The organism is Flavobacterium chungangensis (assembly GCF_042654045.1).
Classification (GTDB): Bacteria; Bacteroidota; Bacteroidia; order Flavobacteriales; family Flavobacteriaceae; genus Flavobacterium; species Flavobacterium chungangensis.
Genome location: NZ_JBHSFY010000011.1, coordinates 129,110 through 144,754, shown reverse-complemented (window position 1 = coordinate 144,754; position 15,645 = coordinate 129,110). Strand labels below are relative to the sequence as shown.

Below are 15,645 nucleotides of genomic sequence, written 5' to 3'. Positions count from 1 at the left end.
TATGAAACTAAAAATAGTGCTCATTTGCTTATTTACTACTCTGTTATCTCAGGCACAAACTAAAGTAATAGCACATAAAAGCCACAGTGGCTCTAGTAATTCTTTTGCGAAGGCATATCAAAACAATTTATTTAACATAAATAGTTCAAACTTTGGAACTCACGAAATAAATTTTGTTAGGCTTGATACAGTTATCATTGTAAACAAATCTCTCACTGTAATAAAATATAGACAATCTAAAAGTACGTATTACGATTGGTCAAAGTATGATACTCTAAAGGAGTCCGATTTTATTCATATGAGAGATACACTTGTAAATGATCCTGTATTGAATAAAAAAAACATCCTAAAACTAAGAAAATCCTCCAAGACAATACTGATGCAAACTCCTATTAATAAAATAGTTTTTATTGGCTTAAAATGAAAAAAATAGGCATTTTTATTTATCAATTATTTTTAATACTTGTCACTTTAGGATTAATATTTATCCCATTTTCTTTTCAATATCTAGATTTTCAACCTAAAATTACAAATCTCCTTTTTGGAAGTTTAATTCAATTTATTGCTTCAAATTTTGACGGAATTCATGTTGCAAATAGTGAAATCACATCAGATTCGACAACTCTATATTTGCTGTTCTTCATCTTATTGATTCTGGCACTAATTTCTAGAATTTCATTGTCCTTTTCTTATTTCTGGAAGATTCATCAAATTTTTATTATCAAGACAATTCAAATGATCTTGACCTTTTATCTTTCCTGTCTAATGCTTAAATATGGTTTTGATAAAATCTTTAAATCGCAATTCTACCTTCCCGAACCAAATACTTTATACACGCCTTTAGGATTGCTAGATAGAGACATTTTGTTTTGGAGTGCTATGGGAAGCTCTTATTCATACAATTTTTTTATGGGTGCAATAGAAGTCATTCCGGCTTTGATGCTGCTTTATAAAAAAACTCGAATTCTTGGTCTTTTTATTCTTTTTGGAGTTTTAACAAACGTTGTTTTTATCAATTTTGGTTTTGACATTTCTGTAAAATTATATTCTTCATTCTTATTACTAATTTGTTTTTTATTGCTTATTCCTTCTCTAAATATAGTTTGGCAATTTTTTATTCTAAATAAAACTGTAGCTCTCACCAGTCTTTCGGTCAACGATTTATGTTCTTCAAAAACAATAAGATTGAGTATAAAATCTGCTTTAATCCTTTTTCTCTTTTTTGAATCACTATATCCTTATATTCAAAAAAATGAATTCAATGATGACACTATTTTACGGAATCCACTTCATGGGGCATATGAAGTCATAGAAACAAAAAATGAAAACGAGAAAAAAAATGCGGTAGACGTAAAAATAAAACGAATTTTTATTCACCGAAAAAACTATTTAATTTTTCAGTACGCAGACGATAAAATGGAAGATTTTTACTTAGAAATTAATTCTTCTAAAAATCAATTTCTACTATCTAACTATCATAACAACGAAAAAATTAAAATGCAATACAAATATTCGTATGAATCAAAGATATTGAAACTTGAATCTCAGGAGTTAGGAATAACTATATATTCTAAATCACTTCCTTGGAAAAAACTGCCACTATTGCAACCTCTATTTCATTGGACAGTAGATTGTATTCATTAGAAATAATTAAAAATGTTATTCTATATTAAATACAATTACCTTGCTGGCCGGAGCGTTTCTCTCATAAACGTATGTTTTTAAATTACTCAAATATAAAAATTAATTGTAAACTGCTGGATAAGCAACATCCATAATGGTTATCCCTAACCCTATTCGCTGGCACTTATTTCGACCAATATGCCAGAAAGATATTCAAACCGATTCCGAATAAATTCTAATAATCAACCACACTTAAACTATTGAAAATAGTATAGTTAAAAAAAATACTACTTTTATAGTAACAAATAATGGAAGTTTATGAAATTGGAAGAAGAAAAAAATCAAGAAAAAAGTACACTTCAGAAAGCTCAAATCAAGCCTTTCCTGACAGTAAATAACGGATTAAAAGCGGTTAAATTTTACACTGACGCTTTTGGCGCTGTTGAATCTAAAAGATTTGAAATTGATAACAACAAAATATCTTCTGTATTGCAAATTGAAGGCGCCGAATTTTATCTTAGTGACGAAACACCGTGTGATGGCAGTGAAAATCCAGCATTTACTACACTAATCAGAATAATTCTCGAAACTAAAAATGCAGATAAAATATTTGAAAATGCACTAAAATTTGGTGCAATACAGATTTGCCCCATGGTAACCGAAGAAGATTGGAGAATTGGAAAGCTAAAAGATCCTTTTGGACATATATGGGAGATTGGCTATGAATTAGGAGAAAATAATAGCAATTGAGAATACTATCTAAACGCGTTAAAGAAAAGTTATAATTCAGACAACTGTATTTAAATGAATATTTTTTCATTTAACTTTACTATATGAGACCATTAGATCCAGATAAAAGAGAGAAAATTTTGAAATCTGTATATGTACTTACAGGCAAACAGGGATTAGCAAGCGTTACTATTTCTGGCATAAGTAAAACCGCCGAAGTTGCTGCAGGAACCCTTTACATCTACTTTAAAAACAAAGAAGAAGTGGTTCAATTGGCCTATGCCGCTGTAGAGGATAAAATGACGCAGGCCATGTATCGGGACTTTGACATTAATTTACCCGTAAGGCAATCACTTAAGAAGATTTACATCAATATGCTTAACTACAGGCTAAACCATTATGATGAAACCGTATTTATCGACCAATATCAACAGTCGGGTTACATACAACTCAATTTCTCCAAACAACTGGCTGAGTACGAAAAACAGAACAAACCTCTTTATGATCTTTTAGAAAAAGGACAGCGAGAAGGAATTATAAAAGCACTGGATGCCATTATACTAATCAGTTTTTTTGATGGTGCGGTACGCTCCTGCTCTACAGGCATCATACAAAAGTTATTTCCATTAAGCCAGCAGCTCATTGATGACTGCTTTGATTTGGTATGGAGAGGTATAAGCTAGCATTTTTTTTTTAATTTTAAATGAATAATTTTTCAATTAACCTATTTTAATACTATATATCATGAGCATTTTTAAAGACAAAACAATTATCATTACTGGAGCAGCTATGGGGCTCGGACTAGCAGCAAGTAAAGCAGTAGCAGTAAAAGGAGCCAATCTGTCAATTGTAGATTACAATGCCGAAGCACTCGAAAAAGCAAAAGCAGAAATCCATTCAGTTGCTCCAAATGCAAAAATCATAACTATAATCGCTGACGTTTCAGACGAACAGGCTGTCAAAAATTATGTAGACAAAACAGTTGAAGAGTTTGGCCGTATCGATGGATTCTACAACAATGCAGGTATCGAAGGAAAACAGGCATCAATAGTGGATTATGACATCAATATATTTAAAAAAGTAATTGACATCAATCTTATGGGTGTCTATTACGGTCTAAAATATGTGATCCCGGTAATGCAGAAAAACGGCGGAGGAAAAATTGTAAACGTAGCTTCTGTAGGAGGAATCAGAGGGGTTATTAATCAGATGCCTTATGTAGCAAGTAAACATGCCGTTTCGGGTATGACCAAAAATGCGGCAATAGAATATGGTAAAGATGGAATTTATACCAATGCAATCGCGCCTGGAGCTATCCTTACGCCAATGGTGGCAGAAGCTTTTAAACAAGTAAACCCATCTGACCCTAAAGCTGCCGAAACAACATACGCACAAAGAAACCCTACAAGAAGGTTAGGGAAACCTGAAGATGTAGGTAACCTTGTAGCATTTCTTCTTAGCGATGAATGCCAATATGTAAACGGACAGACCATTGCTATTGATGGAGGGGAATCAAACCTTTATGGTAATTCTTAATCAAGATATTTTTATGTAGAAACGGATTACGGAATAACCTGTAATCCGTTTTTTTTTATATTCATTTTTTAGGTTAAGCCTTCAGAAATTCTATTTCTAACGAAATGTTTTTTTAACAGTAAAAAGTTAATTCGTATTTTTAATGTTAAAGAAAATCAATATGAAACAGCGTAAAATATTTATTTTATTCATTATATCTATTTTTGTATCCTCATGTACAACCGTTTTGAATAGTCCAAAAATTGATTATCTCACCAGCAATTACTGTCAGCCTACCATTGAATATGATTATTCTAAACTCGAAGTTTTCCCGAATAAAACATCCAATAACGACAGTATTCTAAAAGCTAATTTATCGCAGCATGATATCCTGATAAGCAAGGCTATTGGTATTGAATCTTATCTAGCAGAATATCTTCAAATCAAAAAAGACACTTTAAAAAGACTCGTCTTAAAACAAAAAATTACCGATCGTTTAATTCTTACCAGCATAGAGATAAATGCACTGGCATCAGAATTAGATTGTAATGGCGAACGTATCGATAAACTGGCCAATTTTATAAACGATATCAATAATAAAAAAACTAGAAATCTTACGGTTGCTTCTGTAACTATTGGCGCATTAACTACTGTAGCCACTGTTTTAATAAAAAACAATAATGCCAGTGATATCGTTGGTGTCAGCGGCGGATTAGTGAGTGCCGGATTAGGAGCGCTGACTATTGCTCCTAAAGGAAAAAAAATCAACTTAAAACTGGAAAGAAATCTGCTGCGAAATATCTGGTTCAATGATAATTCTAACGGTGCATACCCTAACTCTATCTGGGCGATTCTAAACGAAAAACAATTTAGCAATTCGGGAAAAAATGATCTGCAGGAAAGCATTAAAAACAGATGGTTGCAATACAATTTTGATGGAAAAATAGATGCTCAAACCGAAAAACTCTTTTTTTATGATGGCGGAATTTACTCCGCAGACGATTTATCTTCGAGAGCCAATATGCTAAATGAATTGCAAGCCACTGTTCGCTCTCTCGAACAAGATTTAAAAAGTTTATCGGTAAGACTTAACAGTATTTAATATGCGTTAAAAATTAAAATTTGATTTTGTAAAATTCCTAAAAATCTATGAATAATTTTGGCTGTTAAATATACTAAATTATCAATATCAAATTGCTTTCGCTTTATTGGGTTACAGCATCAACTGGAATCTTTTTCTTGATTTTCTCTACTCCCTCATAAATTTAGTTTAAATTAATTGGGGGAAAAAAACGATCGCGCAGATCTACTCTCAATCGTTAGCGCGGATTTGAAATCCGTGCCCGCAAAGATTGGACACAATGCAAATCAAAAAAAATCAATTGTTGTTGATGTTTTCTAGAACGCAATAGATTTTTTCAAAACAGATCTAACAAAACAACATCTAAATCATTTTCTAAGCCTGAATAATTCCTTGCAGAACTAAAATAATAATCTTCAGCCGAACTAACAGTTTTGTTTTTTTACAGGATTGTTATGGATGTAATCAATTTTTTGCTTGATAAATTTATTGCTGTAAATATGTTCTGCGTGATAGCCATTTTGCCATACTTTATAAGTCTGGTTCTTTTTTAAATGTTCGCATGACTTCTGAAAATATTCCAACATCCATTCTCTTCTGCTTTCAGGTTCATCTATTATAGTTTGTATTATTTTTTTTGATGTAAATTTTTTAAAATCTCTAATAATATCAGATAATAAAAAACCATTCGTTCCTTTGCAGAGCAAATGAATATGGCTGCTCATAATACAATAGGCATAAATTTCTAAACCTTTATTTTCCTGACAATATTTTAAAGCATTGATTAGAACATTTTTCTGATTTAATCTTGTAAATATATCTATCCATCCTACGGCAGTTACAGTTATAAAATATGCTTCCTCAGTTGTTGTTGCTTTATATTTTGTTGACATGTTCTTTTTTCCTACAAAAATAAAAAGTATAAAGGAAAGTTTCACTTTTTATTTGTGGGGTTTTGACGGAATTACTTTGCGGGCACGGATTACAAATCCGCGCTATCGTTGCGGAGATAGATCTGCGCGATCGGGTTTAAATAGATATAAAATCTAACCATTCATTAAGTAATTCTTTCCAAATTTGTAAAGAAATCAAATGATTGTTTGGTGATATAATAATATTTGGAGGTGAAATAATCAATTCAAAATTACCTGTTAAACTATCAGGTTGATGAAAATCTTCAAACTGCATTCCATTTTGTGCTAATGTGATATTTTCAAGTAAATAATTTACATCATCTTTTTCATGATATCCAGATAGTATGGTAGCTAAGCACAAAGATTGATTGTTTGAAGAAGACAATGAATTACAATAATAAATTATGCTGCCACCAGGAGTTTTTGTTCTGTTAAATGCTAAATTAAAATCTTTTTTTCTAGACATGTTTTTATAGTTAGTTTAATATTAAGTTTAAATAAGAAATAGCGTTGTTATGACCGCGCTGGCGCGAGCGTCTCGCTCGTGAACACACTGAAGATTAATTAATGTGAATTTGTAAAAACATTCTCAGACAAGTACTAAAACTTTTTTAAGGACAGACAAAACTTTACGTTCACGAGCCAGACACTCGGGCTGCTGGGGGATCAAACCAATCTTTGGGGGCATGGATTGGAAATCCGCTCAATCGGATTTATTTATACATTAGTCACATGTAAAGGAGTAGTTTGTAAAAATGCACGCCACAATATAAGTATTTCTTTAAAATCAATAAGTGGTAATTCTTGTAGTAAGATATCGTTTTGGGTTTTAAAAATCACTGTTTTATCATGATAAAAAACAAATAATCGATCTAAAGAAATATCTCTTTGATATTCATCATTGTAATATCCATCGGTCAGGATAAAATCTATATCAGCTATTATATCATTAATACTTTCTACATCTTTAAAATAATGTAACAGATATCCAAAAAAATCATTTTTAATATTATGATTTGCATTTTTGTGATATACTTTTTGATTATCAGGGTAAGTAAAAATATCATTACTAAAATTTAAATTATAGTTATCTAAAATAGCCATATTGTTATTTATTAAGGATTGATATTTGGACAACAACTAATTCCCTTCTAACGCGAGCGCCTCGCTCGTGCACAAACAGGAAGGTCAATTAATGTCAATTTGTAAAAACATTTTCAGACAAGTACTAAAACTTTTTCAAGGACAGACAAAACTTTACGTTCACAGCCAGACGCTCGCGGCTGCTGGGGGGGAATTACTTTGCGGGCACGGATTACAAATCCGCGCTATCGTTCGTTGCGTAGCTAAATCTGCGCTATCGGGTAAATTAAACTATAATTTCACCAGGCACTTCCAGCTGAGCATTTAAATAATAAGAAGAGTATTGTGGCCACCATTCGAAATTAGGTATTAAAGCTAGTTCACTTAATCTAAATTCTTCAAAAAAATAGACCGTTTTGTTAGATACTATAATTCTAGCAAGTTCCCCAGAAGTATAATATTGAAATTTAAATTCATAACCTGTTTTTATATCTTCATAGTATTTATACGTTTTATTATATAATGGAATATTTGTTTGAATGTCTATATCTTGTGACATAATTGTCTTTCCATTTAATTCAATTTCTATTCCCTTACTCTCAAGTATTTTATTTGAATAGGTATAACAATGTAATTTAGTATAATTATCATTAATATCTTCAATTTCAATAATTCCAATTGAATCATTATTTTGGGATAATAGTTCTTCATGCGAAGCCCCTAATTCGATATAATTTAGCTCATTGAACAATATATTATTTTCGTAGTATTCTTTTTTTTTCAGTCTGTTATTATCTTTAAAAACTTTGACGAAAATATTATTTAATCCAACCTGTTGAGTTGTTAGATTTTCTCCGTATAAATTGGTATATTTAATTTCCATTTTTTATTAAACATTTAAAATTATATAAGGCGGTGTTCCATACTGATCTATTGAATTATCTTTAATTGTAATGTCAAAACCCGATCGCGCAGATCTACTCTCAATCGTTAGCGCGGATTTGTAATCCGTTCCCGCAAAGTATATCATAACAGATTTAAAAAGAAAATCCTACTTTCATTAATATTTAGGAATAGGTACAGAAAGAATTTCCACGCTATTGTTGAGTATAAACTAGTATCAAATTGTCAAACAAAATCATACTTTTCAAAAGGTAATGAGAAAGCACTTGTCCAATCTCCCCAATCTGGCGACTCATCCAAATTCCCATTATAGAAAGTCAACTCTCCATCATCTACAATTACAGTTGGAAAATTTAGATGGTATTCATTGATTAATTCAATTTTTGTTGCAATGCCTTTTCCAACAATTTGCAGTATCGATACATTCTCATTTTGATCATGTTTGTATTTAGCTACAAACTTTAATAAAATTGAATTCTCATCTATTTTTCGAACTTCTACTAGTACATGATGTTTATTTATGATTTTCATTTTTAGGAAATACTATTAAAATTACAACTAAAATTTTAGCAGACTATTTAAGATTAAGGTATTTATGCAAATATCGATCACTTTCTTAATTTCCACCGCCATATGGTTTTAACAAATCTAACAATAAAAATCTACCCCTGCTCTGCAAAGTGTACCTCACAAGCGCTGCGCAAAATGTCTCTGACTTTGCGCCATTTTTCAAATATATAATTTAAAACGTAAAAGTCATAAAGTCTCAGACTTTAAAACTAAATCTCTTAAATGCAATTTATAGATAAAGAAAGAATAAAAAACAACACTAAAAAATAATTGTAAAAAGTCGGGAGACTTTTATAAATTTTACTAATTCACAAGTGTAAAAAAAGCGCAAAGTCAGAGACATTTGCGCAGCATTTCAGTTGAACTCTTTGGAAATCTGAAGTAATCGAATCTCAGACTTTAAAACTAATTACCCATAAAAAAAAACATTGAATCACCTCCACTGGTTTTACAATTATCTTTCATAAATCATCCTCTATTTTAAGACGACTTATAGAACTGGTTTATTTTGTAATGCCAAACATCATGACCAATTTATCATTAAGATAAAAATTAAGCGTTTGGTCTGCTACATCAAAACGAAGGTCTTTATTGTTTAAATACGACAACACTTTTTGCTCTGTTTCATTTCCTTCACCAATACATGCCATTCTTGTAGACGCTACTTTATCAAAAGAAATATGATCACCGTTGGTTTCATAAATTCCAGAGAAGTTGTTGCAGCCTGTGTTTCCGCTTACTTTCTTTTCTGCTACATTAAACTTAATAGAAGCTCTACCGTAATCCTGTCCAACATTTTCTAGTGCTATTAGTTTCCAGTTATTTTTTTCGATAAAACTCCACAATTGGTCTTGAGTTGGAATAGAAAATTCCATCACCACTTTGTTCTTCGCGTTTTTAAACTGTACGGTATTGTTTTTCTTTACAATTTTGAACTTTTTCTTTGTTATTGCAGCGCTAAATTCTTGTTCTAATTTCATGCTTTCGTCGTCGCAAGCCATTAAAGTTCCCATTGGAGAATTAGTCTTAATTTGATTCTTTGAAGAAAGCTTCGTGTATTTTATGTTGAAATTATTACATCCGTTTTTACCGCTTATTGTGCCCGTTTCATCATTAATCGTAATAAATGCTTTTCCGCTATTTATCTTTTTCCCGTTTAATTGGGTTAAAATCATTTTGGTATTGTAAATACCTTTTTCGGTATTTACAGGCGTTTTCGAAATAATACTTTTCAGTTTATACTGGTAGGAAGAAGCATCCGCCGGAATAGGTTCTGGTCTTTTGGTTCTGGTTACCATTATCTCATATCGATTTCCTTTTTCAAAATTAAAACCTTCAATATGATCATAAAAAAGTTGCCATTCTTTGTCCTTATCGTACTTCACTTGCAGACATTCCATTGGGCCAACACCCTGACATGGCACTTTACTTTCTTTTACAAACATTTTTAAACTTTCCTGACCGTATGTAAATGCTGATACTAATACTACCACAAAAACATACATACATTTAAATCTTTTCATCATTTTAATTTTTTAGAATACCGATAAGCATTCAGATTATTTATGTTTTTTTTGCAGGCATGAATTGTGCCATTATAAAATAAAGAATGCTTTTAACTTTTTTTTATCAGCCATAGATTCGGCTTTTTCTTTAACAATCAAACTGCTAGATATTGATAATCAGTTTACTTGTTTTACTTAAGCAAAAGTTCTTCTTTGTATTACATTTAAGGATGCATTAGTAGGATTTTTAGCTTTTTTTTAAGCTTGAAACTGTCAGCATATTGTAAAAATAGGCAAACTTTTATAAACTTTAATAATTCATAAATGTTTCCTTTTCAAAATTTTGGTGTAAATTTACACCAATAAAGAAACTTATATTATTATGACACGACAAAGTATATCATTAACTACTCCTAATGATGAGTGGTTGAAAAATCAGGTAAATACAGAAGAATTTAGCAGTAAAAGCGAAGCTATCAACTATTTGATTAAGCAAGCTCGTTCGCAAGAAGAATATTATGAGTTTGTAAGAGCTAAAATAGATAAGGGAGAAAAAAGCGGTTTTGCAAAAAAACAAACTAGAGAAGAAATGTTAGCCGAATTTAAAAAAGGTCTACCTGATGTATAGCTATTATTTAAGTAGCGAAGCCAAAGAAGATTTGAAAAGAATTTATTATTATGGTGTTGGTAAGTTTGGCATTAATCAAGCTGACAGCTATTTCAATATGTTTTATGATTGTTTTGAAAAAATAGAGGAAAATCCTTTTTTATTTCCATCTGCTGACCACATTAAAATAGGATATCGCTATTGTGTTTGTGGTGTTGACACTATTTATTACCAAATTAATGGAGATAATCGGATAGAGATTATTACCATTATTGGAAGGCAGAACTTTTGAAGCAGTTCAAATTTACGCATTATCGTTGTGCGTAATCAAGCGATCTGTCTAAAAACAATTACTTACGATTTAAGTTTATCAGATCGATAATTCGAAAGATTAGAAATAAATTCCAAAGGCTCTACATAGTGTGGATTTTTGCTGATTTTTCCATCTTTTATAACATACGGATGTGTAAGCAATATATCGGTAAGTGTGCTTGGGCTAAAACTGCTGACATCGTACATACAAATTAGAGAAACTGCATGTTGTGGAGTTAACAGATTTAATTTGGCTTCATATTCTAAAAGTTCATCAGTTCCTGGCAGATTCTTAAGAGCCCAAATCATATCTCCACACGCTCTTACACTATCATATCCTGATCTTGAAGCTGATAATAAAGTCTGTTCAAGCGTTTTATACATTTTTTCGGCAGCAAACTCGCCATCTTTTATATACGTATTTTCAGAAGCTAGCACTTCTAATTGACCACTCGCGAGTTTTTGAGCAATAGATATTCCATTATCTGCCAGACAACGACAATGTTCTCCATGGCGGTTTCCTTCAAGGATATTAATTACTTTATCATTCGTTTCCAGTCCCTCCAAAATATAAGGAATAATGACTTCATATTGTTGTTCTCTCGAATCGAAAAAACCACAAATATGCATAGGAGCCGAAAATGATTCTCCACATACCGAAAAAGACATTTGTTTGTTCATAACTCAAATATCGCAATAAGTTTTTGCTTACACAAGTACTACATTTTAAAATTTTAAATACCATTTGCTATTTCAATTTTCCCAATATAAAAAGGCATCGAAAATCAACCTTACGTTAATAATCAATGCCTTAATAATGATATTATACTAAATGATGCCTATTCTTTCGCTTTAAAAACTTTATAAAACACAAAAAGAATACCCAGCCAAATCGGAATTAATTCTACAGATATCTCCATATTCGTCATCCACATGATGGCTAAAATACCCAATAGAAAGGCGAAACAGATGTAATTGCTTACCGGATAAAATATAGAAGCAAACTTCGTTTTGGTGTTTTCTTTGTCTTTGGCACGTCTAAATTGAAAATGCGTATACGAAATCATAACCCAGTTAATTACTAAGCAAGACACAACTAAAGACATTAAAATACTAAAAGCCTCTTCTGGAATTATTTTGTTTATTAAAATACAGATCGCGGCAAAACACGAAGAAACTAAAATAGCATTAACTGGAACCGATTGTTTGTTTAACTTCTTTAAAAATTTAGGAGCACTATTCTGATCTGCCAAACCAAATAACATTCGCGAGTTACTGTAAACACTGCTATTGTAAACAGATAAAGCGGCAGTTAATACAATTAAATTAAGCACATTGGCGATAAGGCTTGTAAAAAATATTTTGTTTCCAAAAAGTTCAAATTCCATTCCGTTTAAGTTTTGAAAAACCATTACAAACGGACTACTGTCTGTCGTAATTTGTCTCCAAGGCGACAAAGCAAATAAAATGACCAATGCCCCAACATAAAATATAAGAATTCTATAAATAACCTGATTGGTTGCTTTTGGAATGTTTTTTTCTGGATTCTCTGCTTCAGCAGCGGTAATTCCAATAAGTTCCAAACCACCAAAAGAGAACATAATCAAGGCCATTGCCGACAACAGACCTTGAAAACCGCCACTTCCAGTTTTTTCAAAAATCCCTTTTGGAAAAAAACCTCCGTCGTTATATAAATTATGAATCGTAGCGTGCTCTCCTCCTGTTCCGCTTATTAGCAGATAAGTACCAAAAAGAATCATGGCAATAATCGCAACCACTTTTATAATTGAAAACCAAAATTCAGTTTCTCCGTACACCTTTACCGAGGCAAAATTTAAAGCATTAATAACCAGAAAGAAAAACAAACTGGATGCCCAAAGCGGAATTTCAGGCCACCAAAACTGCACATAAACTCCAATGGCTGTCAGTTCGGCCATACTTACCAGAATATATAAAATCCAATAATTCCAACCTGATGCAAAACCGGCAAAAGAACCGCAATATTTATAGGCAAAATAGCTAAAGCTTCCAGATACGGGTTCTTCGACCACCATTTCGCCCAGTTGTCTCATAATAAAGAAAGCGATAATTCCGGCAATAGCATATCCTAAAATAACAGATGGCCCTGCTAATACGGCCGCTGGACCAATGCCAAGGAAAAGACCTGTTCCTATAGATCCGCCTAAGGCAATTAACTGAATGTGTCGGTTAGTTAGTCCACGTTTAAGCTGATTCTCTTCTACAGCATCATGATTGTTTTTCACAGATTTTGTTTTAAGGTATTTAAATGTATTCAGAATGTATAAAAAGCGAAGATAAGTAAAAAAGTAATCGTACAAAACACGAAGATTATTCTTGGGCGTTCCTTTTTCGATTTAAAAAAATATATAAATAAGTACTAAAAAGCAATTTGAATCGAAATGTCTTCTACTTTTGCCGCATGTTAGAAATTCTTTACCAAGACGATTATATTATCGCCATTAATAAACCAAGCGGATTGTTGGTTCACAAATCATTTTATGCGCGCGATGCAAAAGTGTATGCCATTCAGGAATTGAGAAACCAAATTGGGCAGCACGTTTATCCTGTTCATCGGTTAGACCGCAAAACATCTGGTGTCTTGTTATTTGCGCTCGATAAAGATATTTTAAAAATTATGAATGATCGTTTTGCCACACGCGAAGTAGAAAAAAAATATTTAGCCATTTTACGCGGGTGGTCTGCCGAAGAACAAACGATTGATTATGAGTTAACGAATGATGATGACGTTACACAAAATGCAATAACACACTTTCATCGTTTGCAAAATGCCGAAGTGGAGTTAGCATTTAACAATAAACCTACTTCAAGATATTGTTTGGTAGAAGCGATTCCAGAAACTGGACGTATGCATCAATTACGAAAACATTTCAAGCATATTTTTCATCCTATTTTAGGAAGTCGTCCGCATGGTTGTAATAAACAAAATAAATTATGGCTGGAGAATTTTGACCTTAAAGAAATGATGCTTCATGCGCATCAGTTAATTTTTAATCATCCTATAAACAACGAACAATTAATCTTGAATGCAAAGGTTAATGAAGAGTTTAGTAGAGTTGGAGATATTCTTAATCTGGATCTGAGTAAGTATCAATAGAATATCATTGTAAAGCCTAAAAAAATTAAACACATAGAAACATAGATTTTATGTGTTTATCTGAAGATATTAGAGCAAGCGAATAATAAACAAATATTATTAACAAGGAATCATACTTAGCAAATCAACAACAATCTATATTCTCCATCATTTTCTTTTGGTGCCCTATGAATAGAAGGTTTCACTTGCTGTTTTGGATGATCGACAGCCAAACGCCAAATGTGCATTTTACCTAAATTAATGGGTTCTGCGTCTTCATGCAATTGATAATGCAGGTCAAAGAAATTCTCTTTTAAAAAGTCTTCGAAATCTTCCTCTGCTCCATCATGCAGTTCTTTTAGTTTTGCTCGAATTTCTGGAATTAAAATTTTCTGTTCTGCCTGCGAATTAGGAATTATATCACTTGCCGCTCCGTGGTAAGTGCACAAAAATGTATCGGTTGCAATGGGCGATCGATCAACGTGAAACGAATATACATCGGTGGATATGAAATCAAATTCGTCATCGCGCTCGTAACACTTCAGTAAATTAAGAGAAGGCGAAGCGCCAAATTCAGTTAATAATTGCAAATCGTTTAAAATGATTTCTCTCGCTATATTTCCTTTTTTAGATAATTGGAGCGCGATTAAATCTTCTGGATAAACTTCTGTTATATTTTCTTTTAAACTTAATTGATTCACAATCTCTTTAAAATCGCCATCCAGGTTTCTGTACCAACATAATGCATTCATTTCTTCCTTAAAATCGGTATGCACAAGCTCAGAAAAAGTAGAGACCACGCCAATTTGACTGTTGGAAGAAAATGTTTTGTTCATAGTTTGGATATTTTAGATCGATTGCAAAAATAGGCAATAGCAGTTGCTTCTTACCTTCTTATGCATTTAATTTTATTTGATGCTGCACTCTTTTCTTAAAGAAAAGCTACTGCTTTTTAATAGCAAATAACCATGAAATCAGGTATTGTTTACTGCATATTGCATTGGTAAATTTGTTGTGAACTCAAAAAAATATAGAATGATAGATACTAATGTTGATGGTTTTAAAGTAATGAAATCATTTTCTTTAAAAAATAAAACAGCTCGTTTTATAAAACAGCTTTTTTATATTTCCATTATAACCATGCTTTTCTCGGCTTGTTCAAGCAGTGATAGTGAATCAAATAACAATGAATCTGATTATTATTTTAAAGCCACTCTAGATGGTCGTAAAATAAACTTTTATAATGCCAACTTTCAGGCCTCTGGCAACGATAATCGATTTGAGTATATTATACTCGGGGGATCTGAAGCGCCTTACCCTAAAACTGCTGGTGAGCAACTTCCTCCATCATTAGATTTTGAAATTTGGAAAATTGGAGGAAATATCACCGCAGGCACTTATTCTACTCCAGCAGAATTAGAAATGGTGGCCCGATATGCTGTTCAAACCGCAAACGGAACTATTTTGTATAGTACTAGAGCTGCAGATGACGTATTTATAGTAAAAATTGAATCTATAAGTAAAAACGGAATTAAAGGCACCTTTTCTGGAAAGGTTCGAAATCTAGAATCAGGAGTAGCAGTAGAAGTCACAGACGGATCTTTTAACCTTCCGGACTCAGACATAATTAATCCGTAAAATAGGATTTCTAAAATTAGAAAAGGTGTTTAAAACTCTCAAACACCTTT

General features: G+C 32.1%; 18 protein-coding genes and 1 pseudogene. 10 read left to right on the top strand and 9 right to left on the bottom strand.

Features of this window, described 5'->3' with window-relative positions:
• Window position 1 precedes the first annotated feature (1 nt).
• The 6 genes from ACFO3N_RS17270 to ACFO3N_RS17245 all read left to right on the top strand — a co-directional run bounded on the left by ACFO3N_RS17270 (window position 2) and on the right by ACFO3N_RS17245 (window position 4,969).
• Window positions 2–424, top strand: coding sequence for a hypothetical protein (locus tag ACFO3N_RS17270; protein WP_379799782.1), 423 nt, complete (start codon window positions 2–4; stop codon window positions 422–424).
• Complete coding sequence (locus ACFO3N_RS17265; protein WP_379799780.1) at window positions 421–1,644, top strand: hypothetical protein; 1,224 nt, start codon at window positions 421–423, stop codon at window positions 1,642–1,644. Before ACFO3N_RS17270 ends, ACFO3N_RS17265 begins: the two co-directional genes overlap by 4 nt.
• Window positions 1,645–1,947: 303 nt before the next feature.
• On the top strand, window positions 1,948–2,373 hold the full coding sequence (locus tag ACFO3N_RS17260) for a VOC family protein (protein WP_379799778.1): 426 nt from the start codon (window positions 1,948–1,950) through the stop codon (window positions 2,371–2,373).
• An 83-nt stretch (window positions 2,374–2,456) separates the two neighbouring features.
• A complete protein-coding gene (locus ACFO3N_RS17255; protein WP_379799776.1) occupies window positions 2,457–3,035 on the top strand; it encodes a TetR/AcrR family transcriptional regulator in 579 nt (192 codons plus the stop codon).
• Between the two features lie 61 nt (window positions 3,036–3,096).
• Window positions 3,097–3,888: a glucose 1-dehydrogenase gene (locus ACFO3N_RS17250; RefSeq protein WP_250835994.1), complete on the top strand. Its 792-nt coding sequence runs from the start codon at window positions 3,097–3,099 to the stop codon at window positions 3,886–3,888.
• 160 nt (window positions 3,889–4,048) lie between these two features.
• A complete protein-coding gene (locus ACFO3N_RS17245; protein ID WP_379799773.1) occupies window positions 4,049–4,969 on the top strand; it encodes a hypothetical protein in 921 nt (306 codons plus the stop codon).
• 316 nt (window positions 4,970–5,285) lie between these two features.
• Here ACFO3N_RS17245 and ACFO3N_RS17240 read toward each other — a convergent pair.
• The 6 genes and pseudogenes from ACFO3N_RS17240 to ACFO3N_RS17215 all read right to left on the bottom strand — a co-directional run bounded on the left by ACFO3N_RS17240 (window position 5,286) and on the right by ACFO3N_RS17215 (window position 9,944).
• Window positions 5,286–5,841, bottom strand: a pseudogene (locus tag ACFO3N_RS17240) (REP-associated tyrosine transposase).
• Between the two features lie 136 nt (window positions 5,842–5,977).
• Complete coding sequence (locus tag ACFO3N_RS17235; protein ID WP_379799771.1) at window positions 5,978–6,328, bottom strand: hypothetical protein; 351 nt, start codon at window positions 6,326–6,328, stop codon at window positions 5,978–5,980.
• 251 nt (window positions 6,329–6,579) lie between these two features.
• Window positions 6,580–6,966 carry a hypothetical protein gene (locus tag ACFO3N_RS17230; RefSeq protein ID WP_379799769.1) on the bottom strand — a complete coding sequence of 129 codons (387 nt, stop codon included), beginning with the start codon at window positions 6,964–6,966 and terminating at the stop codon, window positions 6,580–6,582.
• A 265-nt stretch (window positions 6,967–7,231) separates the two neighbouring features.
• The gene (locus ACFO3N_RS17225) at window positions 7,232–7,828 is read right to left on the bottom strand and encodes a hypothetical protein (protein WP_379799767.1); all 597 of its coding nucleotides are present in this window, start codon (window positions 7,826–7,828) and stop codon (window positions 7,232–7,234) included.
• A gap of 245 nt (window positions 7,829–8,073) precedes the next feature.
• A complete protein-coding gene (locus ACFO3N_RS17220; RefSeq protein WP_379799765.1) occupies window positions 8,074–8,379 on the bottom strand; it encodes a hypothetical protein in 306 nt (101 codons plus the stop codon).
• A 542-nt stretch (window positions 8,380–8,921) separates the two neighbouring features.
• A complete protein-coding gene (locus ACFO3N_RS17215; RefSeq protein WP_379799763.1) occupies window positions 8,922–9,944 on the bottom strand; it encodes an META domain-containing protein in 1,023 nt (340 codons plus the stop codon).
• Window positions 9,945–10,305: 361 nt separating this feature from the next.
• Here ACFO3N_RS17215 and ACFO3N_RS17210 point away from each other — a divergent pair, with 361 nt between their 5' ends.
• Both ACFO3N_RS17210 and ACFO3N_RS17205 read left to right on the top strand, forming a co-directional pair.
• Window positions 10,306–10,551, top strand: coding sequence for a ribbon-helix-helix domain-containing protein (locus ACFO3N_RS17210; RefSeq protein ID WP_095929198.1), 246 nt, complete (start codon window positions 10,306–10,308; stop codon window positions 10,549–10,551).
• Window positions 10,544–10,822, top strand: coding sequence for a type II toxin-antitoxin system RelE/ParE family toxin (locus tag ACFO3N_RS17205; protein WP_379799761.1), 279 nt, complete (start codon window positions 10,544–10,546; stop codon window positions 10,820–10,822). The genes ACFO3N_RS17210 and ACFO3N_RS17205 overlap by 8 nt, the downstream gene beginning before the upstream one ends.
• A gap of 62 nt (window positions 10,823–10,884) precedes the next feature.
• Here the strand turns inward: ACFO3N_RS17205 and ACFO3N_RS17200 are convergent, their stop codons facing one another.
• A complete protein-coding gene (locus ACFO3N_RS17200; protein ID WP_379799759.1) occupies window positions 10,885–11,511 on the bottom strand; it encodes an MEDS domain-containing protein in 627 nt (208 codons plus the stop codon).
• 170 nt (window positions 11,512–11,681) lie between these two features.
• Complete coding sequence (locus tag ACFO3N_RS17195; RefSeq protein ID WP_379799757.1) at window positions 11,682–13,106, bottom strand: amino acid permease; 1,425 nt, start codon at window positions 13,104–13,106, stop codon at window positions 11,682–11,684.
• A gap of 176 nt (window positions 13,107–13,282) precedes the next feature.
• Here ACFO3N_RS17195 and ACFO3N_RS17190 point away from each other — a divergent pair, with 176 nt between their 5' ends.
• Window positions 13,283–13,978 (top strand): pseudouridine synthase, encoded by a 696-nt coding sequence (locus ACFO3N_RS17190; RefSeq protein WP_379799755.1) that lies wholly within the window; start codon window positions 13,283–13,285, stop codon window positions 13,976–13,978.
• A gap of 116 nt (window positions 13,979–14,094) precedes the next feature.
• Here the strand turns inward: ACFO3N_RS17190 and ACFO3N_RS17185 are convergent, their stop codons facing one another.
• Window positions 14,095–14,793 carry a DUF1826 domain-containing protein gene (locus ACFO3N_RS17185; RefSeq protein WP_379799753.1) on the bottom strand — a complete coding sequence of 233 codons (699 nt, stop codon included), beginning with the start codon at window positions 14,791–14,793 and terminating at the stop codon, window positions 14,095–14,097.
• Window positions 14,794–14,992: 199 nt separating this feature from the next.
• Between ACFO3N_RS17185 and ACFO3N_RS17180 the strand changes: the two genes are divergently transcribed.
• Window positions 14,993–15,595, top strand: a complete 603-nt coding sequence (locus tag ACFO3N_RS17180) for a hypothetical protein (RefSeq protein ID WP_379799751.1) — start codon at window positions 14,993–14,995, stop codon at window positions 15,593–15,595.
• The last annotated feature ends 50 nt before the right edge of the window (window positions 15,596–15,645 follow it).